The sequence below is a fragment of the Paraburkholderia sp. BR10923 genome, assembly GCF_040948765.1.
GTDB classification, from domain to species: Bacteria; Pseudomonadota; Gammaproteobacteria; order Burkholderiales; family Burkholderiaceae; genus Paraburkholderia; species Paraburkholderia youngii.
This window is the reverse complement of sequence record NZ_JBFPKO010000008.1, coordinates 346984-369511: the sequence shown is the minus strand read 5'-3', so window position 1 is coordinate 369511 and position 22528 is coordinate 346984. Positions and strand designations below refer to the sequence as shown.

General features: G+C 57.4%; 17 protein-coding genes. 10 read left to right on the top strand and 7 right to left on the bottom strand.

Going from position 1 to position 22528, the window contains the following annotated elements:
- Nucleotides 1-2: 2 nt before the first annotated feature.
- From AB3X94_RS18135 to AB3X94_RS18120, 4 genes are all read right to left on the bottom strand, one after another.
- Nucleotides 3-773 carry an SDR family oxidoreductase gene (locus tag AB3X94_RS18135; protein WP_368612256.1) on the bottom strand — a complete coding sequence of 257 codons (771 nt, stop codon included), beginning with the start codon at nucleotides 771-773 and terminating at the stop codon, nucleotides 3-5.
- A gap of 114 nt (nucleotides 774-887) precedes the next feature.
- Complete coding sequence (locus tag AB3X94_RS18130; protein WP_368612255.1) at nucleotides 888-2084, bottom strand: hypothetical protein; 1197 nt, start codon at nucleotides 2082-2084, stop codon at nucleotides 888-890.
- The gene (locus AB3X94_RS18125; RefSeq protein WP_368612254.1) at nucleotides 2081-3658 is read right to left on the bottom strand and encodes a sugar ABC transporter ATP-binding protein; all 1578 of its coding nucleotides are present in this window, start codon (nucleotides 3656-3658) and stop codon (nucleotides 2081-2083) included. Before AB3X94_RS18125 ends, AB3X94_RS18130 begins: the two co-directional genes overlap by 4 nt.
- Nucleotides 3651-4685 carry a substrate-binding domain-containing protein gene (locus AB3X94_RS18120; RefSeq protein WP_018434044.1) on the bottom strand — a complete coding sequence of 345 codons (1035 nt, stop codon included), beginning with the start codon at nucleotides 4683-4685 and terminating at the stop codon, nucleotides 3651-3653. Before AB3X94_RS18120 ends, AB3X94_RS18125 begins: the two co-directional genes overlap by 8 nt.
- A gap of 775 nt (nucleotides 4686-5460) precedes the next feature.
- Between AB3X94_RS18120 and AB3X94_RS18115 the strand changes: the two genes are divergently transcribed.
- From AB3X94_RS18115 to AB3X94_RS18080, 8 genes are all read left to right on the top strand, one after another.
- A complete protein-coding gene (locus AB3X94_RS18115) occupies nucleotides 5461-6843 on the top strand; it encodes an MFS transporter (RefSeq protein WP_018434045.1) in 1383 nt (460 codons plus the stop codon).
- Nucleotides 6844-6978: 135 nt separating this feature from the next.
- Nucleotides 6979-8001, top strand: a complete 1023-nt coding sequence (locus tag AB3X94_RS18110) for a zinc-binding dehydrogenase (protein WP_368612253.1) — start codon at nucleotides 6979-6981, stop codon at nucleotides 7999-8001.
- A 21-nt stretch (nucleotides 8002-8022) separates the two neighbouring features.
- A complete protein-coding gene (locus AB3X94_RS18105) occupies nucleotides 8023-9516 on the top strand; it encodes an NAD-dependent succinate-semialdehyde dehydrogenase (protein ID WP_018434047.1) in 1494 nt (497 codons plus the stop codon).
- A gap of 1071 nt (nucleotides 9517-10587) precedes the next feature.
- On the top strand, nucleotides 10588-11970 hold the full coding sequence (locus AB3X94_RS18100; RefSeq protein ID WP_368612252.1) for an MmgE/PrpD family protein: 1383 nt from the start codon (nucleotides 10588-10590) through the stop codon (nucleotides 11968-11970).
- A gap of 261 nt (nucleotides 11971-12231) precedes the next feature.
- Nucleotides 12232-13074, top strand: a complete 843-nt coding sequence (locus AB3X94_RS18095) for a hypothetical protein (RefSeq protein WP_368612251.1) — start codon at nucleotides 12232-12234, stop codon at nucleotides 13072-13074.
- A 92-nt stretch (nucleotides 13075-13166) separates the two neighbouring features.
- Complete coding sequence (locus AB3X94_RS18090) at nucleotides 13167-13826, top strand: aspartate/glutamate racemase family protein (protein WP_368612250.1); 660 nt, start codon at nucleotides 13167-13169, stop codon at nucleotides 13824-13826.
- Nucleotides 13827-14045: 219 nt separating this feature from the next.
- Complete coding sequence (locus AB3X94_RS18085; protein ID WP_018434052.1) at nucleotides 14046-14843, top strand: HpcH/HpaI aldolase/citrate lyase family protein; 798 nt, start codon at nucleotides 14046-14048, stop codon at nucleotides 14841-14843.
- Between the two features lie 176 nt (nucleotides 14844-15019).
- Nucleotides 15020-15985, top strand: coding sequence for a D-glycerate dehydrogenase (locus AB3X94_RS18080; RefSeq protein ID WP_176106126.1), 966 nt, complete (start codon nucleotides 15020-15022; stop codon nucleotides 15983-15985).
- Between the two features lie 71 nt (nucleotides 15986-16056).
- Here AB3X94_RS18080 and AB3X94_RS18075 read toward each other — a convergent pair whose 3' ends face one another.
- Nucleotides 16057-16986, bottom strand: coding sequence for a LysR substrate-binding domain-containing protein (locus AB3X94_RS18075; RefSeq protein ID WP_018434054.1), 930 nt, complete (start codon nucleotides 16984-16986; stop codon nucleotides 16057-16059).
- An 879-nt stretch (nucleotides 16987-17865) separates the two neighbouring features.
- Between AB3X94_RS18075 and AB3X94_RS18070 the strand changes: the two genes are divergently transcribed.
- Nucleotides 17866-19287, top strand: a complete 1422-nt coding sequence (locus AB3X94_RS18070; protein ID WP_368612249.1) for an aldehyde dehydrogenase family protein — start codon at nucleotides 17866-17868, stop codon at nucleotides 19285-19287.
- A gap of 688 nt (nucleotides 19288-19975) precedes the next feature.
- Nucleotides 19976-20920, top strand: a complete 945-nt coding sequence (locus AB3X94_RS18065; protein WP_368612248.1) for an alpha/beta hydrolase — start codon at nucleotides 19976-19978, stop codon at nucleotides 20918-20920.
- A gap of 193 nt (nucleotides 20921-21113) precedes the next feature.
- On the opposite strand, the gene AB3X94_RS18060 is transcribed toward AB3X94_RS18065, so the two are convergent.
- Both AB3X94_RS18060 and otnI read right to left on the bottom strand, forming a co-directional pair.
- Complete coding sequence (locus tag AB3X94_RS18060; RefSeq protein WP_368612247.1) at nucleotides 21114-21461, bottom strand: BON domain-containing protein; 348 nt, start codon at nucleotides 21459-21461, stop codon at nucleotides 21114-21116.
- Between the two features lie 244 nt (nucleotides 21462-21705).
- A complete protein-coding gene (gene otnI / locus AB3X94_RS18055; RefSeq protein WP_368612246.1) occupies nucleotides 21706-22494 on the bottom strand; it encodes a 2-oxo-tetronate isomerase in 789 nt (262 codons plus the stop codon).
- Nucleotides 22495-22528 lie beyond the last annotated feature (34 nt).

Here is a 22528-nt window from a genome sequence, read left to right as displayed (position 1 = left end):
GATTACTGAGTCGTGTAACCGCCGTCGACAGCGAGTGCCTGGCCGATGACGTAAGTCGAGCCCGAGCTGCAAAGCCAAAGCACAGCATCGGCAATTTCTTCGGCGCGGCCCATGCGCTTGATGGGGACGCTCTTCTCGACAAGTTCAAGGTCAAGATCGTTGGAGTCCGACATGCGCATGACCTGCGGGGTCACCATGGTGCCGGGGCACACCGCGTTCACCCGGATGCCGCGAGCAGCGTATTCCATGCCGACGCTCCGCGTCAGACCCACCACGCCATGCTTGGCGGCGTGGTAGCCGGGACGGCCATAACCGCCAACCAGGCCGGCCAGAGACGAGCAGTTCACGATAGTGCCGGAGCCTTGGCTTTCCATCTGGAGCAGTTCGTACTTCATTGCGCTCCACACGCCTTTGAGGTTGACCGCCATCAGACGGTCATAGTCGGACTGGAGGATCTCGGTGAAATCCGTCGCACGCGGCACGATGCCCGCATTGTTGTAGGCTGCGTCCAGCCTGCCGAAAGTCTTGACCGTTTTCTCGACCATTTCCTTCACCTGGCGATCGTCACTGACGTCGCAGCAAATGCCGAGCACTTCGCGCCCCTCTTCCCTTAGACCCTTGACCGCAGCCTGCAGGGCCCCCTCGTCGATATCAACCAGCGCGACTTTTGCTCCGCTCGCCGCAAAAGCCTTGGCGGTGGCGAGGCCGAGGCCAGCCGCCGCGCCAGACACCAATGCAACTTGGCCCGAAAAATCATAGGTAACGTTACTCATGAAAACTCCTGTCACATTGTGAGTGCACGGCATGGAGTGCCGCAACAGATAAGGTTTGGGATAGATTTCTTGATCGCAGCCGCTGGACGCACTACGCGTCTAAGGTCTCTGGGTTTACCGTGTCGAGCGGCGTCGCGTCAAATAGCCGTCTAGCCCGACAGCGAAAACGAGAATGAGTGCCTTCACGACGTTCTGTGCATAGCTGGAAACGCCCAATAACGACATTCCGTTATCGATCGTTGCAAGCAGGAAGGCACCGAGCAAGGCACCGCGCACCGAGCCGATTCCGCCTCGGAGCGACACGCCGCCGATGGTCGCCGCCGCGATCGCCGTGAGTTCAAGATTGATGCCTGAATCAGCCGTCGATGTTCCTATCCGTGCGATGAGCATCGTTCCCGCGATGCCGCAGATCGCCCCCACTACGACGAAGCCAATCAGGACGGTTCGTCGGACGTTGATGCCGGCGTACACGGCAGCCTCACTGTTTGACCCAACAAGGAAGGTCTGGCGTCCGAACTTCGCGCGCGTCAGGATGATGTCGAGTAATACCGCGATCGCGCCAATCCACAAGATCGCGTTCGGCACGCCGCCGCCGCCGATGTAAAACCACAAAAGACCTCCGGCGGCAGCCACGCCAAGGCCCAGAGGAGCCGCGGCCGATCCAAATGAAACGGCGCCGTGCTCTTTTGTCGAGCGGTATCTCGCGTAGGTGCTCCAGACAGCTAGTAAAACGACTGCCGCGATCAAGCCGAAAGTCATGAGGGGCGACATGCGACCCTCCGTCAGGTTCGCGAAGTCCGCATCGACGGGGCCAATGGCCGCCGCGTTGGTCCATGCCAGCCCCAGGCCTCGCCAAAGCAGCAATCCCGCGAGTGTGACGATGAACGCCGGCACGGACAGTCGTGTCACGACGATGCCCTGCACCAGGCCGATCGCCACACCTGTGCCGATCGCGGCCAGCACGCTTGCCGCCACACCGTACCCGGACATCTGACATTCGGCGGCGACCAGGCCGGCCAAGAATGCAGTGCTGCCAATCGACAGATCGATTTCACCCATGATGATGAGAACCGTGACGCCCGCGGCGACCACTGCCACAGCCGCAGTCTGACGCAGCAGAAGCGACGCGTTGGCCGACGAAATGAAAACACCGTCGGACATGACCTGAAAATAAAAGAACAGGATCACCGACGGCAGCAGGAGCGCCATCGCCCGCGACTTCATCAGCTCGATCAACAGCGCTTTTGATCCTGGTGCGGCTGCAGGCTGTGAGAGCACTGCCGCGTTTGAAGACAGTTCTTGCGATTTCATGCGTGCAAAGCTCCTGTTGCCGCGGATAAAAGCTCGTGGGACGTGACGCCGCGTGCGAACTCACCTTGGATTCGCGACTTGTACATCACGAATACGCGGTCCGCCTCCGCCAAGATCTCTTCAAGGTCGCTTGAAATGATCAGAACGCCCACGTCTCGCTCTCGTGCGATCGACTGCACCTCTTTGTAAATGTCGACGCGGGCACCGATGTCGACACCCAGGGTTGGCTCGTCAAGGATGAGTACCTTCAGTCCCTTGAAGAGGCAGCGCGCGAGGAGGACCTTTTGCTGGTTGCCGCCACTCAGTGCGTTGAGCGAAACACCCGGGTCGGCAGGGCGCACGCCGAGCTTTGCGATCATGTCGGCCACGTGCCGGCGTTCCCGCGGAATGTCGATGAGTAACTTAAACATCGAAAAGTCCTCCAGCATGGACGCCGTCATGTTGTTGCTGATGGACTGGCCGCGCATGACGCCCTGAGACTTGCGGTCTTCCGCTAGCAGCGACATGCCACGCCGGCGTGCTTCGTGCGTATTGCGAGGCACTCCTCGGTGCCCCGCAATGACGCACTCGCCAGTCACTGGTCCGGGCCACGCGCCAAACAACGCTCTCGCCAACTCGGTGCGCCCCGCGCCGACGAGTCCGTAGAGCCCAACGACTTCGCCCGGATAGACCTCGAGGCTGACGTTGGTCGATCGAGCCCGGCGTTGCGGAGCGTCGACGTACACCGATAAGTTCTTCACCTGCAGAACGGGCGCTCCACGCCGCGAGCGCGGACTCGACGGCTCACGTTGGGCGTTGGCCTCAAAGGTTTCACCGAGCATCGCTTGCACCAACTCGGCCTTAGCGGGAACCGAATTGAACCGACCCGTGACGGCGCCGTTTCTGAGCACAAGGATTCGGTCGGCGATCTGCCCCAGTTCATCCAGCCGATGCGTGATGTGAACAATGCCGACGCCTGCGTCGCGGATCAATCTAAGTTGCTCGAACAGCAGATCGGTTTCGACATCCGTCATCGCCGCCGTCGGCTCATCCAGGATGAGCACGCGCGCAGATCGATGCAGCGCTGCCGCCAGGACGATGAGGCGTCGCTCGGACGGTGTGAGGATAGCGCTGCGCGCGCGAGGATCGACGTTGAGGCCGAACACTTCAAGGGCTTCCCTTGCCATGCGGACCGCCGCTGTCTCGTCATAGAGTCCAAAGCGCCCCGGCAGCCGGGATGCGAACATATTCTCTGCAATCGACAGGTGCGGGATGACATGCAGCTCCTGCGGCACCAGCACGATGCCGGCCTCTTCGCTAGCGCTGAGCGAAGCAAAGTGCGCGGGGGCTCCGTCGATCTCAATCGAACCCTCGTACTCTCCCTGTGGAATGATTCCCGAGAGGATTCTCATCAGTGTCGACTTGCCTGCGCCGTTCTCCCCCAGCACCGCGAGGACTTCGCCAGCTCGGATCGCGATATCGACACCACGGAGGACCGAAACGCTTCCGTAAGACTTGCCGAGCCCGCGCCCCTCGAGCAGAGCGCCCGCCTTTGCGGGCTGATCGGAGCCCGGCCCGGGGACGCTCTTATTCACAGCTCTTACCCTCCGGCCCAAAGACGTCCTTGGCAGTGACCCAGCCCGCAGGCGCGATCTTCGTGATGAACTCGCAAAGATTGGCCTTGGTGACGTTGACTTGCGGCACATAGAATGTGGGCACGCCATTCACCGTCGTAGTGGGGGCGGGTGGCGCGACGCCCGTTCCAAGCGCGTGAGCGACGTCGGCAGCCTTCAGCGCAGTTTTGTCGATCGGAGCCCACACGGACTGGGTCTGCCAACCCTGCGCGATGTAGCGAAGGCTCGGCGTCGAGGCATCACTGCCGGAGACATAAACCTCGCCCGGCTTTTTCCCGGCGGATTTCAATGCCTGCACGGCAGCCTGGCCACCGTTGTCCCACATGACGACGACCGCCTTAACATTGGGATTTTTTTGCAGTGCCGCCTCGACCTCTCGCTGTGCCGTCGCAGTTTCCCAACCCGGGGTCAGCGTGTCGTACACCACATTGATGCCAGGCTTGTTGACCAGGACGTCGTTGTAGGCCTTCGACATTTCGACCTGTGCCAGGGTCGCCTTGTCACCACGAATCAACGCAAAGTCGCCAGAAGGGAACAGTTGCTTCGCCGTGCTGGCCTGAAGATTCCCAGTTTCGTAAAAGTCCCGGCCCACGTTGTACGACGGCTTGGCGCCGACGACGAAGCGGTCATAACCGATGACCTTGATTCCTTTCGCCTGCGCCTCCTTGACCAGGTCAGCAGCCGCCACTGGATCGATCGCCACCAGCACGAGGACCTTCACGCCACGCTGAATCATGCTTTCGACCTGATTTTTTTGCGTCGCAGCACTTTCGTTGGAATACTGAAAGATGACCTTGTCGCCGTTCGCCTGCGCTCGGGCGACGAAGATCTTTTCCTCTGTCGCCCAGCGAGCTTGATTCTGGGTTGGAAAAACGACGCCGATTAAAACGGAGCTGTCTGCTGCGCTTGCCGTGCCAGCGAATGCGGCCGTACAGAGCGAGATGGCAGCGACCGCGCGACGGCCGAGGGAGCTGGTATGCAGAGCCATATGTCTCCTTGAAGGATTCTTTCTTTATCGGCCTCATTGGCCTCTGGGACAGACTCTAGTCTCTAACCTTGAGAGAGGACAGCGCTTGCCGAAGAAAGGAGCTTTGCAGTAGAGACAAAGACCGACGGGATCGGTGCCACGAGAGCGAACAAACGAGTTGAAGTGGAAGGCCTAACTAATGAGTTACGATCGAGATCGCCAGTCACTAACAAACACTCCAGCGTTGGCTACCTGAATTCCCGGCCCAGACATGGCGGATGCCCGCGCGAAATCCGCGATCGGCGGTGGTTTCGAGAGCGTCGCATATGAACGTCTTGCGCGGCCGAGAACCCAGTTATGGACAGCGGCGCGGAGGCCGAGGTTAGCGCAGCTTACCAACGGACGAAGAAAAACAGACTGTACGCATAAGAGGCAACGGCGCAAAGTAGACGCATAACGACGGCTACAAGACTAGTCACTCCGGAGACAACTTGCATCAAGAGCCCGCCTCATTTTTGACCTGCCGCAATACATTGCGGCCGTGTTGTTCGAATCGTGCGCACATCACGGCGCCTTCACCGACTTGCGCTTCAACAGACCAGGTGCTCGAAACGCTGAGACTGGTTTGGTCTAGCTGCGAGGTGAAGAATGCCGCTGCGCGGACGCACAAATATGGCCCAATATTCGTCCAACTCCATTCACAGCGCCTATTGCTCTGAATTGGAAAATGCCTAGAAATGTGGTGATGTAACGCGCAGGCAATGACCGGCGTGTGGATTTGACGGAGACACTTTTAATGACTAACAACGTGAATGCTGGCGCGCGACTCGATCGCCTCCCGATAGGGGCTTTCCATACACGCGTCTTATGGCTAGTCGGCATGGGTATGTTTTTCGACTCATTCGACAACACCCTGTCGAGCTCAGTGCTGGCAGCAATGCTCCATAGTGGTTGGTCTACATTGCAGCTGAACTCGCTTTTCATGTCTGCCACCTTTGTCGGGCTCACGATCGGTGCGGGGCTTGCCGGTTGGCTGAGCGATCGGTTCGGGCGGCGGTTCGCGTATCAATTTAATCTCGCAATCTTCGGTGGAATGGCGCTTCTGTCCGCCTTCGCTCCGTCCATGCCGTGGCTTATCGCGCTCCGCTTCGTGATGGGTCTGGGCATGGGTGCCGAGTACGTGATGGGTTACGGGCTCGTTATCGAGTTTGTGCCGCCCGCCAACCGAGGTAGATATTTGGGTCTGCTGGCGTTGATCGGTGGATCGGGCGTCTTCATCACCTCTGTGGTGGCCACGATTGTGATTCCGTGGCTGGGCTGGCGTCCGATGTTTGTGATTGGCGGCATCGGTACGCTGTGGGTTTGGTGGATGCGTCGTCACCTGCCTGAGTCTCCTCGGTGGTTGGAGCGCGTTGGCCGCAATGCGGAAGCAGAGGAGATTCTTCGAGCCATCGAGAACGAGGCCGGCATTAGCGACCCGCTCCCCATCGGACGCCAGTCGCGAGAAAGGGAACCGCATTGGGTGCCGATCTCCGCGCTATTCTCGCGGACCGTCATCCGGCGCACCATGCTGGCCATTATTGTCAACGTCATCTGCCTGTTTGGTTCATATAGTCTTACGGGCTGGATGCCGACCTTCTTTGTTAAGCAGGGTATGAGTGTTACCCATTCCCTTGGCTTTAATGCCGCCATGATGGGTGGCTGGATCGCCGGGCCTTTGTTTCTCGCTTACATCTCTGATCGCATTGGCCGGCGCAGTGCGATTATGTTGTTCGGCGCTGTATGCGCATGTCTGGGGACAATCTATCCGTTCCTGAGTTCTCCTATCGCCATCGTTCTTTGTGGCTTCCTGCTGGTTTCGGCAGTTGCAATCTTCTTGACGTTGGGCCTTGGTACGACTCCAGAGCTGTTTCCGACCGAATATCGATTCCGTGGTGGTGGCGTCGCTCAAATGATCGGTCGACTGGGTCTCATCGGGTCGCCGTTCATCGTGCTGGCGCTTTTTAATCGATTCGGCATTACCGGCGTCGTTGGCGCCATCGCAGGGGCTTATCTCTTTGTCGCGTTGCTCATGTTGGTTGCCGGGATCGAGACGAATCAACAGTCTCTCGAGGCGTTAGAGCCTGAGGAGAGCTCCGATACGACCCAGGTACTGGCACATACTGCCTCGCGACGCTAGACGTATCCAGCGCGTTGGCGCGGCCCGACAACAGCTTCCGAGTATCGGCGCAACCGCTCGGGCGGTTTTCGGGCTGCGCGTCAGCTCACCGCAATGTGCTCACTGTTGAATTAAGACTGAAGAGGAAATCAAGGCATGCGTGGCGTTGTCTTTCGTGGAAACTGTACTCTCGAGCTTGCGACTTTCCCTGATCCGACGCCGGGCGTCGGTGAGGTCGTCTTAGAGATCAAAGCGTCCGGTATGTGCGGCAGCGATCTACACTTTTACCGACAACCGGAAAACGTAGCCCGGCGTTCTGTTATCGGCGGCCACGAGCCGTGTGGAGTCGTGGTTGCAGTCGGCCCCGGCGCCATCGGACCTCATGCACGCGTTGGTGCGCGGGTCATGGTTCATCACTACAGCGGTTGTATGGGATGCCCCGACTGCCGTTCGGGATGGCCGCAAATGTGCAGAACAACGCCTGTAACGGTATACGGCACGGATGCGCACGGCGCGCACGCGCCGTACATGAAAGTTCCCGCAGACACGTTAGTGCCACTGGACGAACGACTCAGTTTTGAAGCGGGCGCGGCGATCTCGTGTGGCACAGGCACTGCATGGGGTGCGTTTGAGCGCATCGGTCTAACCGGCCGAGACACTGTCGCCGTGTTCGGCCAGGGGCCTGTCGGTCTATCCGCAACGCTGCTTGCTAAGGCTCAAGGCGCTCGCGTCATCGCCCTTGACATCGACGAAAGTCGACGCAACACAGCAAAATCCTTCGGTGCGGATGCAGTGATTAATCCCCGTGACGGTAGGGTTGCCGAGGCAATCCGGGAACTGACGGGAGGGAAGGGTGTCAGCGTCGCGTTAGAGACGTCCGGCGCGGCGACGGCAAACCAGGACGCTCTCGACTCAGTAAGTCCATGGGGCACGGTATGCCTCGTCGGCATTGGCTCAGAATTCAGCTTCTCTCTGGCCAAGTATCTGCGGACTCAAGTGCGCATCCTGACCTCTTGGACGATGTCAATTCAAGGTCAGCGAGCCTGCGCGGACTTTGTCGTGGCGCGAGAAATCGATCTCGACAAACTGTTCACGAACCGCTGGCGACTCGACCAGGCAGAAGAGGCATATCAAGCTTTCAATCGTCAAAGCGGCGGTAAGGGTGTGTTTTTGATGTAAGGCGGGACTTCGACAATCTGGATGTCGTTGCTCGAAGAACAGGATACAGGTAATCAGATGACGACTACGCGAGCGGATGCGGTCAAACGGTATCCGAAGCTAGGTCAGCTTATTGCTGGCGAGATGAAATACGGTGATGGTCGATCGACCATGGACGTCATTGATCCGACAACGGGCATTACTCTTGGCCCGGTTTCAATGGCGACCGAAGCTGACGCCGATGAAGCGGTTGATGCGGCGAGTGCGGGTTTCGGTGTATGGAGAAAGACATCCGCTTTTGAGCGAAGCAGACTATTGCGCAGGGTTGCGGACCGCATGCGGGAGCGAGCTGAGGCGCTCGCGGAGCTGCTGGTGCTTGAACTCGGCAAACCATGGAACGAGGCTCTTGGCGAGGTTGAAGTGGCGGCGGGGATGTGGGAGTGGGCCGCCGAGGAAGGCAGGCGCGCGTACGGTAGGGTGATTCCGTCACGGGAAGGCAACGCGCGCCAACTTGTGCTCGTCGAGCCCGTAGGACCTGTGGCTGCTTTTGTCACCTGGAATGGACCGCTCGTTACGCCGTCGCGCAAGATGTCGGGCGCTCTCGGGGCCGGTTGTTCTATCGTTCTTCGAGCCTCTGAAGAGGTGCCCGCGTGCGCGTTCGCGCTTGGGCAGATTGTGTATGAATGCGGCCTTCCAGCGGGCGTTCTCTCAGTCTTGTCAGGAGATCCGGTGATGCTTTCGAACAAATGGCTCGAAAGCCCCGTTACACGCGCCGTGACGTTTACCGGTTCGACGCAAGTCGGAAAGTTGCTGTCGCAGCAAGCCGTGGCACATATGAAGCGACCCATCATGGAGCTGGGCGGCCATGCACCAGTCTTGGCGTTTGACGGAATTGATGTTCAGACGTTCGCTGAGCGGGCGGTCGCCGCTAAATTCGCCAACTCAGGGCAGGTGTGCTTCGCGCCGACCCGGTTCTATGTTGAACGTTCTATCTATGCAGATGTCGTCGACGCGATGACTGCCGAGGCGAAGAAGATAATCGTTGGGTGTGGATTTGACCCTTCGACCCGCATGGGGCCTCTGAAGAGCGAGAGGCGGCTCAGGGCAGTGGAAGAGCTTATTGCGGATGCGAAACGGTGCGGTTTCCGGGTCACCACGGGAGGCACGCGTCTTGACCGGCCAGGATTCTTCTATGCACCAACGATTGTTGCTGATGCGACTACCGAAGCGAAGCTTTCGAACACCGAACCGTTCGGCCCGATCGCGGCGTTGACCCCGTTCGACACGTACGACGAGGCTATCAACTTGGCTAACCGCCTGCCATATGGCCTCGGGGCTTACGTGCATGCTCGTGAGTTCGAGACGCTTCATCGAGCCACTGACGATCTCGAAGCCGGTAACGTCATCTGCAACGGATGGAGGGTCACTTATCCTGAAACGCCGTTTGGAGGCCACAAGGAGAGCGGCATGTTCTCCGAGGGCGGAGTTGAAGGGCTGCGAGCGTTCCAGAACGTGAAGTACGCGTCGCTGTCTTGATGTCATCGAGCTGTCAATGGTGGCGTTTGGGTCTACGGGCACCGCGGACCCACGCGGTGAGGCGCGGCAATCGGCGACTGCACATTAGCGGCCGCCCAGAGTGCCCACTTGATCCAGGGCGGGAACGACGTCTCCAGGGCCCCACTCCGGCGCATCCACGACCCCGGGAATCATCGTGCTCGGTTTGTCGGTGTCTGGTAATGAGCGCTGCCGAGAACCAACTTCCTATCGGACATGACACCTGCCCGGAGTATCTTCGTCGTGCTTTTCGTCGGCGAGCTCGCGCGCTTGTTGCCATTCGCTGGTAAGTGCGTCTCGAACGCCGTCTTGCCCATCACTGTAGACTCAAGCATCGGTGCGCAGTTGATTGGCGAGGATGACGGCGTGAATCCGTCTATGTGGTGTATGCGTGGAAGGGCACGGGCTACGGCGCCTGTGTGAGCAGTCCCCTTTCACCATACCGATCGCGGCTGGCAAGTGTTTCCGCAATCCGCAGCGTGATGCCGGCGCAGCGATCAGCAGACCTCAGCCGCCGTGTAGACGAGCCGGTGAATCGCACCACTCGCCCACCTGTCGCCTGTGCCAGTGAAATCTCTTTACGGCGGTCATGAGCGGCGTCAGGGCTCCAGATTCGCGAGGCTACGCGACCGACTACGGATCGATTCTCGACAGATTCTGTGGGCAACGTAGGATATTGCTCTCTGTTTTAGATCGAGAGAGAGGCCGCTCCGCGACTAAGTCGTGTGCCAGTTGAATTGGCACAAAACGGGGCACGCCGCGCCATAAATTGTAACTGTATTGATCGGCCCGCTGGGCGCAAAGTCGCCAGTTGACGTTAGCGCAGCTTACCAGGCTGTAGAAGAAAACGAACTGTACTTAAACAGTCCCGACGCGCAGAATTAACAGCACGATAAAGGTGCAGCCAGAAGTAGGGCTGCGCAGAGGGGCGACGAGCGGCGGTTTGACTTGGCGTCACTGGAGACTCCCCACCTGTGAGTAATGGCCCAACTTGCGTTGGCATGCTGAGTCGCGAACAAATTCGCTGTAACGGATTATCTGAGCATTTTATTCATGAACGACGACTTGGACCTTTGCCAGCACTTCGGTAATTTTGTAGCAAATGCTCGCTACGAAGACCTGTCCGACGACGCCATCGAGGGCGCGAAGAAGACGATTCTCGATACATTGGGCGTGACGCTTGCAGCGAGTGGCATGGAACCAGCGGTACGGGCGTTGGTAGAGCTGCTGCAACAGGGCGGTGGAAGTGCGGAAAGTACCGTTCTTGGTTTCGGTGGGAAGCTGCCTGCAATTTCGGCTGCGTTCGCGAACGGCTCCATGGCGCACTGCTTGGACTTCGACGACCAGACTCCGTGGGGCGCGCACGCGGCTAGTTCCATCGTCCCGTCCGTCTTCGCGATCGGCGAGCGCATGGGAGGCGTTTCGGGAAAGACATTGATTACAGCGGTAGCAGTCGGTCAGGATCTCTTTGCGCGACTGCGTTGCAACGTCGGCTGGAATCAGAACTGGAACCTGTCGTCCATGGTTGGCGCATTTTCCGCTACGGCATCCGCAGCCTATATCCTCGGGCTGTCTGCCGAGCAAACAGCTCACGCACTTGGCATCGCCAGCCAGCAGTCCTGTGGGACGATGGAAGTCATCTTCGCAACAGGCAGTGACCTACGCGGGATGTACGCTGGCTTTACAGCGAAGGGTGTAGTGATTGCAGCGCTTCTCGCACAAAAAGGCATTACTGGGATCAAAACGCTGTTCGAAGGGAAGGCAGGGATTTTCAACGTGTACTTCGGCGGAAAGTACGACCGCGAAAAAATGCTTGACGGCTTGGGTGAGCGGTTCCTCGGTGGAACCACCCTATATAAGGCTTGGCCTGCGGTTGGGAATTCGCACACATACATACACGCCACCATTGAATTGATGAGGGAAAAGGGAATCGCGGCGAAGGATATCGAGACGATCCGAACCTTCGTCGGTGATTTTACGTACACCATGTGTACGCCGTTGGATGTCCGCCGCGCACCAAAGACGCTCGTGGATGCAAAGATGAGCCTGCCTTTCATCGTTGGTATTGCGGCGAGCAAAGGAAAGATGGACATCACCGACTTCAGCGAAGCAGCGCTGGAGGATCCCGAAGTACTGGCGATGGCGGCGAAGGTCGTGCCGGTGCAAGACCCCAATCAGAATTGGACGTTCAAGCTGCCCGATGGGCGGATCGAGATCGTGACGCGAGACGGTCGGGTCTTCGAACGCCTTGGGGACAACATTCCCGGCAGTTCAGAAGCACCGCTTAACTGGGAACAGCTTACCGAAAAATTTGCAAGTTGCGCTTCAGTCGCGGCGGTCCCGCCATCGGAGACCGCCATCAAGAGGGCTCAGCAACTCGTGCGGACGCTGGAGAATTCCAGCGACGCCACCGAGGTGATTCGGGCGCTCGCGTAAGGACTTCTCGTTTGCTCGGCGAAAAGGGAGTCCGACGGCTTGGAATGGCACGGTTGCCTCTGCGGATAGGAGTGGTGCAACAAACACCCCCCAGAGAAAATGGTCGCTGCCGAACAGCGAGCTGTTTAGGCTAGAGAAGTTGAAGAGATTTTTGACGAAAACCGTAGGACAACGAATTCAACTCCCTGCGGATAACTTTAAATCACGCCGTCAGGCGTAGCCGCGAGAACGCGGCTTGCTTTAGACCACAAGGAGGGTCAAATGCGAGTTTCAGAGGCCTCGACGACAGATTACGGCAGAATTGGCAGCAATATGCGGGAAGGTGTTCTCGAACAAAAGTTTCTGCTGCAGGGAAAGCCCGGTTCTCCAAATAACTACCTCATCAACGTGGGACGCACGGGCTCGGGCGGCTGGACGGCACCGAGCCACCGACACAATTTCGATCAGGTTCGCTACGTGATCAAAGGCAGCTTCCCCTATGGTGAGGGAAAAAGCATGCCTGAAGGTTGGGTCGGCTATTTTCCCGAAAGCGTGTACTACGGACCGCAAGACCGCCCAGAAGGGTTGGAAATGATGGTGGTCCAGTTTGGTGGTTCGAGCGGTTACGGCTTCGCGAGTGTGGAAGAGCGCGAGGCAGCAAATCAGGAGCTGAAGACTAAAGGTGAATTCAAGAACGGGATCTTCACCTGGTACGACGAGTCAGGCAAGAAGCACAATCAGGATGGCTTTGAAGCTTGCTTTGAAAAAGTGATGGGTCGCAAGCTCGAATATGCGAAACCTCGCTATGAGGACCTCGTGCTCATGAATCCGGCCAGTTTCGAGTGGATTCCGGAAGCAACGAAGGGCGTTTTCCTGAAGTGGCTTGGGTCGTTCACGGAACGTAACACCCGGCTTGGCTTTGTAAAGATTGAAGCCGGTGCGACCTTTGCGGCTGGCATGCAATCGTCGATCGAGCTCCTCTTTTTGAGCAAGGGAAAAGTCAGCTTCGAGGGGAAAGAATACGGTCTTCACACTGCGTTCGAGTTTGAGGCCAACGAAGGTCCGGTGCCGCTCAAGGCGGTTGAGGAGACCGAGTTCTTCCGTCTGGTGCTTCCGACGTTCTGACGCTGGTTATTGGCGCGTGGCTAAGCCGCGCTGCCTACAGAGCCGCAGCTGCATCCAATCACTTCATATCTTTTGCGAATTTGGATCAAGTTATGACTACCATCGCCGTGGTTCACACCGGGCCGGTTACGGTCCAGCCCATCAAGGATCAAATCAGTGAGCAAATCCCTGAAGCGCGCGTTATCAACATCATGGACGACAGCTTGCTCAACGACGTCCGCGCGGCCGGCCATCTGACGCAGGAGGTTGCTAGCCGAATCCACTTGTACATGGCTAACGCGCAAGCGATGCATGTTGACATCATCCTGAATGCCTGTTCGTCCGTGGGCGAAGCCGTTGACTCGGTACGCAACTTTGTCAGCACCCCCATCGTGAAGATCGATGAAGCGATGGCGGAGGAAGCGAGCTCGATCGGTCGTCGCATCGGGGTGGTTGCGACCGTGTCGACCACGCTCGAGCCCACTGTCCGCCTGATTAGGAAGAAGGCCGACGAACTCTCACGCACTATCGAAGTCAGCGAGCGAATCGCCGACGGCGCTTTCGAGGCTCTTCTCAGTGGTAACGCTGCACTGCACGACGAGATCGTGAAGAATACCATCTCGGCATTGGCGGAGGAGGTCGATGTAGTCGTGCTGGCCCAGGTTTCGATGGCGCGACTAGTCCCGCAATTGGAAGGAGTTCGCGTTCCGGTGTTGTCAAGCCCGCGTAGCGGCGTCGCCGCCCTGAAACGTGCGCTCAGCCACGTGCGTTAGCCGGAAGCTTTTGAAGTTATTAGTAAGTAGTCGGTTGGCATCGGTTTGAGCAGGTATCCATGCTTTGTTGGCTTGGAGATCCAGAAAGTGCGATTGAAGTTCTCGGGCGCAATGAAATGCGACAGGGCAACAGGCAGTTAATGCAGTTTCTAGCTATGCTAAGTATGAGCCGCTCGTCTGGTAGTCGAATTCTTCTGCGTCTGAAATTGAGGGGACAAAATGAAAGTAGCTGCGCGGGATCTGGTTCGGAACGTCGTTAAGGAAAAGCTCGCACGCGATGAGGTGGCGCTCTCGATGACCGTTCGCCTGGTAAGGACAGCGGAGATCGTGACGATCGCGAAAACAGCTGGCTTTGATACGTTCTACATCGACCTGGAACACAGTACCCTGTCGATTGAATCTGCCGCTCAGATTTGCATGACGGCCATGAACGCTGAGATCGCCCCGTTCGTTCGATTGCCGAACCTATCTCCAGATGTCATTGCGCGGATTCTGGATGGTGGCGCACTCGGCGTGATTGCGCCGCATGTAGAGTCCGCGGAGCAGGCCAGGCAGGTCGTCCGTGCGGCAAAGTTCCCGCCGCTGGGGGAACGCTCGCATGGTGGAGTGCTGCCGCATATGGGCTTTCGTTCGCTTCCAAGCTCGGAGGTCGGCCAAGCCGTGAATGACGCGACGATGGTCGTCATCATGATCGAGACCAAGGAAGCGCTTGCCGCGATCGACGAAATTGCCGCGATTGACGGTGTCGACTTGCTGTTCATCGGAACGAACGACCTTTGCGCATCGTTGGGCATCCCGGGTCAGTTCGAGCACGAGATGATTCGCGATGCTTATTCGAGGGGCATGGCAGCTTGCCGCAAGCACGGAAAACACCTCGGTGTTGGTGGTCTCAACTCGCATCCGAAACTCGTCGCTCAATTCGTTGAGATGGGCGCCCGCTACGTTTCTGCTGGCACGGACATTTCCTTCCTGCTCAGTGCTGCGAGCGCCAAGGCAGCGGTGATGCGAGACCTCTGAGCGGGCGTTCCAGCAGGAACGTCTGGCGCGGCTGGAACCGGCGAGCGGCAGGCTTGCGACTAGTTTCAGTTGTGCTTTCAGTTCAGGTGATCACGAGCCGGCCAATGAGGACTGGCACCCCCGTCTTGCTAGTCGGCCGACTTGGGACGCTGCCACATATCTTGAGGATTTTTTGAATGAAAAAGATCGTAGTCTACAAACCACTCCCAGAAGAAACGATTCAATACCTGCGCTCTCACGCAGAAGTGACGATTGTCGATCCGAAGCAACCTGGCGCGCTAATTGAAGCACTCAAAGATGCCGATGGGGCAATCGGAACCGGCGTCAAAATGAATGCCGAAACGCTGGATGGTGCAACCCGTCTCAAGGTGCTTTCCACTGTTTCGGTTGGATTTGATGCTTTCGACGTCGACTATCTGAACCAGCGTGGGATTTTGCTAACCAACACACCGGATGTTCTCACTGAGTCCACTGCCGATACTGCGTTCTCGCTGGTCTTGCTTACCGGACGACGCTTGGCCGAACTGGCGTCATATGTGAAGGCTGGTAACTGGACGAAGAAGATCGCTGAGGATCGGTTCGGGGTGGATGTTCACCATAAGACGCTGGGCATCATTGGGTTGGGGCGTATCGGGACGTCGGTTGCTCGACGCGCGGCCTTGGGTTTTGAGATGAACGTCCTGTATACCGATCGAGCCGTCAACGCGCTCGCCGAACGCGAGTACGGCGCGAAGAAGGTCGGATTGGACGAACTACTGAAATCGTCCGATTTCGTTCTCGTGCAAGCGCCGTTGACTCCGGAAACACGCAATCTGATCAGCACGCCACAACTCAAAGCGATGAAGCGCAGCGCGTTCCTCATCAATGCATCACGTGGTCCGATTGTCGATGAGCCGGCACTGATCGAGGCGCTGAAGGATGGCACCATCGCGGGCGCCGGTCTCGACGTATATTGGGAGGAACCTCTCCCGGCAGAGTCGCCGTTGCTGAAGTTGGACAACGTCGTGACGCTGCCCCACATAGGCTCTGCGACACACGAAACTCGTCAAGCCATGAACAGAAATGCGGCAGAGAATCTTATCAGCGCGCTGGATGGCAACCTGAGCGCGAACATGGTGAACCCGGATGTATTAAAGCGTTAGCACATCCTGGCGTCTCATACAAATCCTGCGGCCTCTGGAGCGTCGAACGACCCCAGAGGCCGCGGGCCATATTACTTCGACAGATTCTTCACGATCTCGATCATCTTGTCGAGGACAGGGTCATTCTGCCGGTGCACCCATCCGAATATGAACCTTGTCGAATAGTTGAGGTTCATCAGTGGAACGACCGTCACGTCGCTAGGGTACTGGAAGTTCTTCCCCATGACCGCCAGTCCGATACCCATACCAACGGAGATCAGGTTAAGCTGAGACGCAATTGTGCTGACCTCCTGAACGATATTGGGCTCGAATCCTGCCGCCTGACAGAAAGCATAGAGCTGTCCGTAACTAAGGCTACTGCTCGACTTAGGATCTACCACTAGCGGTTCGTCGGCAAGATCTTCGAGCGTGAGTGACTTTCGACGCGCAAATCGGTGGTCGTTGGGAACCGCTACACCAACACTGCCTGTTTGAATGCATACGGAATCCAAGACGATGCCTTCACGCTCCATGTTGATCTCGGTACGTCGCTTTCCTGGATGTGGATTGGGTCCCAGATGCATGAAACCGGCATCAATTTTTCCTTCCGCGAGAGCCTTCGCTTGTTGAGAGGTAGACACCTCCACCAAGGACAGATTGATTTCGGGATAGGTCGTACGAAAGAGCTTCACGGCGGCCTTGAATAGCGAATGCATCAGGGTGAGAGACCCGTAACCTATTCTTAGCGTCCCCGTCATGCCGTGTCCCACACGCTTTGTGAGGACGATCGCTTCATTCAGATCGTCCATCACTCTTACGAGTAGGGGAAGTAGGGTGCGGCCAGCTGCGGTGAGCTTAACGGTGTGCGCAAGCCGTTCGAAAAGCGGCGTCCCCAATTCCCCCTCGAGATCCGCGATTATCTGAGAAACGGCAGGCCGGGTAATGTGCAGGCGCACGGCTGCTCGCCCGAAGTGTTCTTCCTCCGCCGCAGCTATGAAGTAACGAAGGTGTCGAAGTTCCATCTTTGTCGTGTCTCCTATGCAACTGCTAAAACCGACCTTCAGCTTGTCCGGTTTGTCGCATGTTGCGGCGCACCTTCTCTGACTTCGGCGGTCGGTTAGCGCCGCTTACCAATGCACCATAATAGCTGACTTGACCCTACGCCTGTGCGATTTCAAACTTCTATCATCGTCGCTGCCAACGCTGAAACCCGTCATGGTATCGATGACCGCGTCGGCGGGTTGACGGACTGGCGCGGGCCGCCGGGCGAGGATTGCTTGCGGCGCGACTTCCTGGTTGCCGTTGGATTTGGATGGCGGCTAGGTGGTCCTAACTCATGGAAGCGGGAGTAGATCAGTGAACGTTTCGGGAAGATCGCTGCGCGCCCTCGTCGAGAGGTGGATTGGGGCTGCCGATGGCATACGAGTTACTCACTTCAACCACAGTCGCGATGACCAATTCAGATTCGTGCGTGTGGAAGGTGTTTCGAATCCTGAGATAGCGTTTATTTTCTTTCGCCACGGCGACGGCAGCTGGTGTGTTTTCCCCCCAGACGGTAAGCGACCGGCGATGAGTCTGCAGGGCTAGGCGCGGGATATAACGCTTTCGATGCGACGGGACGGCGCAGTGTGCGCTCCGTCGTGAAATCGCTATTACCTCGGCCCCGCGTGCTGAACATCATAGCTGTTGGGCTGGTCGATAACGAATACTCACCCATCCGAGCGGGTCAGCAGGAACGCGCCGCGGAGGTAACCGCTTCAAGAGGTTAGGGATTTCGTGGCGACGAAGGAAGGAAGGTAAAGGCGCCGTCGAACTGGATACGCTTCACAGAGCAGACTTTCTTCCGGTCCAATATGTACGTAGGGCGGAACGTCGGCCGATTGAATTAACAGGAGACTTATATGCGGTCGTACGAAAAGTGCTACATCAACGGAGAGTGGGTCTCTCCACTCACCAGCAACATATGGACGCTGGTCAACCCGGCTACCGAGGAGCCGTTCGCAACTGTCGCACTGGCAGGTGCCGAGGACGTTGACGTGGCTGTAAAGGCCGCGCGGGCTGCATTCCCGTCGTATAGCAACACATCGAGGGCTGAGCGGGTCGACTTGCTTGAAGCAATTATCGAGCGCTTCATTCGGCGCGAACATGATTTGGCAGAAGTAGTGACGCTCGAGCTCGGTACGCCGGTCTCACAGAAGATTCATGCGCCTGCAGCTCTCGCGTCGTTCAAGCAGGCATTGGCTAGCCTCAAAGATTACGAATTCGAATATCATCTCGGCCCCAACACGGTTCGTCGCGAGCCGATTGGCGTTTGCGGCCTGATCACCGCTTGGAACTGGCCACTTCAGCTGCTCGCCACAAAGCTCGCGTATGCACTCGCGGTCGGCTGCACGGTGGTCCTGAAGCCGAGCGAGTTCACCCCACTCAGCGCAATCCACCTCACCGAGGTGCTTCACGAAGCGGGCGTACCGAAGGGCGTCTTCAATCTGGTGCTCGGTGATGGACCGGTCGTCGGAAACGCCATCAGCAAGCACATGGACATCGATATGGTGTCGTTTACGGGTTCGACCAGGGCCGGCGTTTTGATTGCAGAGGCGGCTGCGCCGTCGGTAAAACGCGTCGCTCAGGAACTTGGCGGCAAGTCAGCGAATGTCATCCTTGATGATGCAGACCTGCGGGCGGCCGCGAAGTGGAACGTGACTCGTGCCTTCTCGAACACTGGGCAATCGTGCCACGCGCCTTCCCGAATTTTGGTGCATGAAAGTCAGATGGACGAACTGCTGGACTTGCTTGAAAGTGAAGCGAAAGCGATCAAGGTCGGCAATCCGCTAGACCCACAAGTGAGCATGGGGCCGGTTGTGAATAAGTTGCAGTTCGACCGGGTGCAGGAATACATCAAAATCGGCATCGAGGAAGGTGCAGCCGTCCGCGTAGGTGGCGTTGGTCGCCCGGAAGGACTTCAACGTGGCTACTTCGTGAAGCCGACGATTTTTGCGAATGTGAAACCGGAAATGCGTATCTCACAAGAAGAGATATTCGGCCCGGTGCTCGCGGTGATTCCTTACTCCACGGAAGAGGAGGCCGTTCAGATCGCAAACGGGACGCCATACGGTTTGGGTGGCTACGTCTTTACGACGAATCGTGAGAGAGGCGTGTCGGTGGGCCGTCAATTGCGCGCGGGCCGCGTCTTTCTCAACGGTGCGGTAAGCAATACCGAGGCGCCGATGGGCGGATATAAGCGTTCTGGGAATGGTCGCGAGATGGGCGTTTTCGGCCTCGAGGAATATCTGGAAGTTAAGGCGATGATCGGTTTCGACAATTAGAAAGCCGGCGTCAGCTCCAAGTCCCGCAGTCGGCTAATCGTACTCGGGCTCCCCGTGGTTCCTACCTCTCGTAAGAAGCGAGGTCGGCACTGGCCAGCGCGGAATTCAGGAGTTCCCCGGGCTCAAAGCAAGACGGTCCATGGGGTTACAGCGGTTTTCAAACCACAGGGGGTAGCGGTCGAAAATCTCCCGTGGCGCTGGCGAGCACAGAGGCGGCAGACGATGCAAAAGCACCTCCCTATCTGGCGACAATCGCCAACGCAGAGTCGTGCGATGGTCGCGCCCACGCTGAATCGGATAGAGGCGCAATTCTTGATGTTTACGAGAATGCTGCCTACTATGCAAAATTCGCTGGGAGCCTCCTGAGGTTCGACAAAGACACAAACATTTCTCATATTCTGAGGTGGGCAAACTGCGGACGACAAAGCAGGATGCTCGGGCCTAATAGCCGGTTAGCATGTCCGCGTCATTACAAAACGCTTCTTCATAAGTGAGCGGTCCAGACCGTTTACTCTCGGTGGCGCCTGGCCGGACCTATCTATTCCGGAGGTCTAATAATGGACGACGATATTAAGCGCCAAGTGAGCGTGGACATTGGGCGACGGAACCTGCTGAAACTAACTGGCGTCAACGCAGCGGCCGCTGGCGTGTTGTCCCTGTCGAACCGCATAAGTTTCGCCCAAGCACTTTGGCGTGGGATAAGACGTTTCCCCAAAGCGACCGCGTCGATCAGGCCAAGGTGCGATTCTATAACCGACTCGGCATCAACCTGGTCGCGGACATGTATGTACCCAAGAACCTCGATCGTTCGCGGCAATCCCCAGCGATCATCGTTGGCCATCCGTTTGGGGGCGTGAAGGAGCAGACGTCAGGTCTCTATGCACAGCATATGGCCGAACGGGGTTTCATTACCGTAGCCTTTGATGCATCCTACAATGGCGAGAGTGGTGGCCAGCCGCGTTCCATTGCCTCTCCAGAAGCCTTCGTTGAAGACTTCAGTGCCGCTGTAGATTTTTTAGGCGTTCACCCTGCGGTGGACCGGAATCGCATTGGTGTCATTGGCATCTGCGGGAGTGGGGGGGTTGGACTCAGCGCGGCGCAGATCGATCCTCGCATAAAGGCCGTCGTGACCATCAGCATGTACGATATGGGCCGCGACCGATGGCAAGGACTCGGCGATACGATGTCCGAGGCAGATCGCAGGAAAGCGATTGAAACCATCGCCCTTCAGCGCTGGATCGAGGCGGAGAAAGGTGAGAAGATTTTCGTCATCGGCACGCCTGAGGTCATCAGCACTGATTCACCTGCGGTTGCGCGCGAATTCTATGACTACTATCGCACGCCCCGAGGCTTCCATCCGCGATCGACGACAGCTATGTCCCTCACCAGCGACGGCGCGCTGATGCAGTTCTATCCCTTCCAGAATCTTTCGTGGATTTCTCCGCGTCCAATTCTGCTCATTGCCGGTGAAATAGCTAACTCGAGATACTTCAGCGAGGACGCATTTAAGGAGGCAAAAGAGCCGAAGGAACTCTATATCGTCCCGGGGGCGGGACATGTAGACTTGTATGACCGGCTGAATTTTATCCCGTTCGATAAGATTCAGTCATTCTTCACCAAACATCTCGTATAAGAATTCCAATTGCTAGGCAGAGTCGGAAACCATAGCGCCGACGCACCTTCCGGGATCTCCCTGCTATGAAAGCATTATGTTGGCATGCAGCGGCGACAGTGATAGGAGGTCAAAGCCTTCCGGAACACTTCGATCTCCAACGCAGCGATAGATCGTCGAACGCCAATGCATGCCGAACGCTAACGCTGACGGACTACTGTTGCACCACGCTCAGTTTGTTCGATACGGAAGTTACACCCGGTACGCTCTTGGCGGCGTCACCTGCAACGTCAATCTGACTTCGGGTAGGAACTGACCCGGTCAGCACCACTGCACCCCCGCGCGCCCGTACAGAAATACTCGACACGTTCAGACCTTGCGTCCTCGTGAGCGCGCCGCGCACCTTGCGAGCCAATGCCCTGTTCGTCTGGTTGCTTCCCTTGTCGCTGGGCGCAGTCGCTGTTGTTTCCGTTGCCGGATTGCTGCTCTGGGCGCATACGCTGGATGCGATTGTCAGCGCTATGATCGAAGTCAACGCTTTCAAAAGGCTGAATGATTTCATATTCCGTTCTCCATACTTTCGTTTGGACGGCATTGAACTGGATCTCTCCATAAGAGAATTTGCATTCCACGTGAAAGCGACCAACTAGGAAATCGTGTTGCGTGGCTCAATGTTTTTACTTCGATTCTGAATTGGGGTCAATCGGTTTCGAAACTCTCAAATTGACTATTCGCCACTCCTTGAAATGCTGCGATGGTATTTTGCACAAGCCGCTTAAAGATTGCGGCAGCTATGGCCGATCTTCTCAAAGATACGGATTTAGCCAGCCGAGGCCTTGGGACGTGCCAGCTTTCGGCCGATACTCGCAGCCGATCCACCCGTCGTAACCGAGTGCGTCAACCAGTTCGAACAGATGTGGATAGTTCAGCTCGCCGAGATCTGGTTCGTGTCGTTGCGGGACGCCCGCAATCTGAATATGGCCGATGCCTGCATTCGGACGCACCATGTCTCGCTTGAGTTTCAAAGAGACATCGCCTTCGACAATCTGGCAGTGGTAGACGTCGAACTGCACCTGTAGGTTCGGTGCGCCGATCTCGCCACATACGGCTTGAGCATCGTCTTGGCGATTCAGGAAAAATCCCGGAATGTCGCGTGTGTTGATCGGTTCGATGACGATTGTGACGCCGTGTGACAGCGCCTCTTTCGCCGCATACTCGAGGTTCTTTAGGTACACCGCGCGGGGCCTGTCGCGTGGCTCGCCGGCGGCAATGAGACCGGCCATTACATGAAGCTTCGTATTGCCTAGAACGGCCGCATATTGGAGCGCTTTCTGAATACTTCGCTTGAACTCTTCCTCGCGGCCCGGCAATGACGCGATGCCGCGTTCGCCGGCCTCCCAATTTCCAGGTGGAGCATTGAAGAGCGCCTGCGTCAGTCCATTGTCTGTCAGGCGCGCTTTGATCTCTGCGGCAGGGAACTCATACGGGAACAGAAATTCGACCGCCTTGAAGCCGTCTTTGGCGGCGGCCGCGAACCGGTCCAGGAATGTGTACTCGTTGTACATCATCGTCAGGTTGGCAGCGAATTTTGGCATATGCCTCGTCTCATGTTTGAAATGTTGGTACGGT

What these genes read in the sequence shown, in the direction of transcription:
- AB3X94_RS18135 (WP_368612256.1), bottom strand. Translation starts at nt 773, where the DNA reads ATGAGTAACGTTACCTATGATTTTTCGGGCCAAGTTGCATTGGTGTCT.
- AB3X94_RS18130 (WP_368612255.1), bottom strand. Translation starts at nt 2,084, where the DNA reads ATGAAATCGCAAGAACTGTCTTCAAACGCGGCAGTGCTCTCACAGCCT.
- AB3X94_RS18120 (WP_018434044.1), bottom strand. Translation starts at nt 4,685, where the DNA reads ATGGCTCTGCATACCAGCTCCCTCGGCCGTCGCGCGGTCGCTGCCATC.
- AB3X94_RS18115 (WP_018434045.1), top strand. Translation starts at nt 5,461, where the DNA reads ATGACTAACAACGTGAATGCTGGCGCGCGACTCGATCGCCTCCCGATA.
- AB3X94_RS18110 (WP_368612253.1), top strand. Translation starts at nt 6,979, where the DNA reads ATGCGTGGCGTTGTCTTTCGTGGAAACTGTACTCTCGAGCTTGCGACT.
- AB3X94_RS18105 (WP_018434047.1), top strand. Translation starts at nt 8,023, where the DNA reads ATGTCGTTGCTCGAAGAACAGGATACAGGTAATCAGATGACGACTACG.
- AB3X94_RS18100 (WP_368612252.1), top strand. Translation starts at nt 10,588, where the DNA reads ATGAACGACGACTTGGACCTTTGCCAGCACTTCGGTAATTTTGTAGCA.
- AB3X94_RS18095 (WP_368612251.1), top strand. Translation starts at nt 12,232, where the DNA reads ATGCGAGTTTCAGAGGCCTCGACGACAGATTACGGCAGAATTGGCAGC.
- AB3X94_RS18090 (WP_368612250.1), top strand. Translation starts at nt 13,167, where the DNA reads ATGACTACCATCGCCGTGGTTCACACCGGGCCGGTTACGGTCCAGCCC.
- AB3X94_RS18085 (WP_018434052.1), top strand. Translation starts at nt 14,046, where the DNA reads ATGAAAGTAGCTGCGCGGGATCTGGTTCGGAACGTCGTTAAGGAAAAG.
- AB3X94_RS18080 (WP_176106126.1), top strand. Translation starts at nt 15,020, where the DNA reads ATGAAAAAGATCGTAGTCTACAAACCACTCCCAGAAGAAACGATTCAA.
- AB3X94_RS18075 (WP_018434054.1), bottom strand. Translation starts at nt 16,986, where the DNA reads ATGGAACTTCGACACCTTCGTTACTTCATAGCTGCGGCGGAGGAAGAA.
- AB3X94_RS18070 (WP_368612249.1), top strand. Translation starts at nt 17,866, where the DNA reads ATGCGGTCGTACGAAAAGTGCTACATCAACGGAGAGTGGGTCTCTCCA.
- AB3X94_RS18060 (WP_368612247.1), bottom strand. Translation starts at nt 21,461, where the DNA reads ATGAAATCATTCAGCCTTTTGAAAGCGTTGACTTCGATCATAGCGCTG.
- otnI (WP_368612246.1), bottom strand. Translation starts at nt 22,494, where the DNA reads ATGCCAAAATTCGCTGCCAACCTGACGATGATGTACAACGAGTACACA.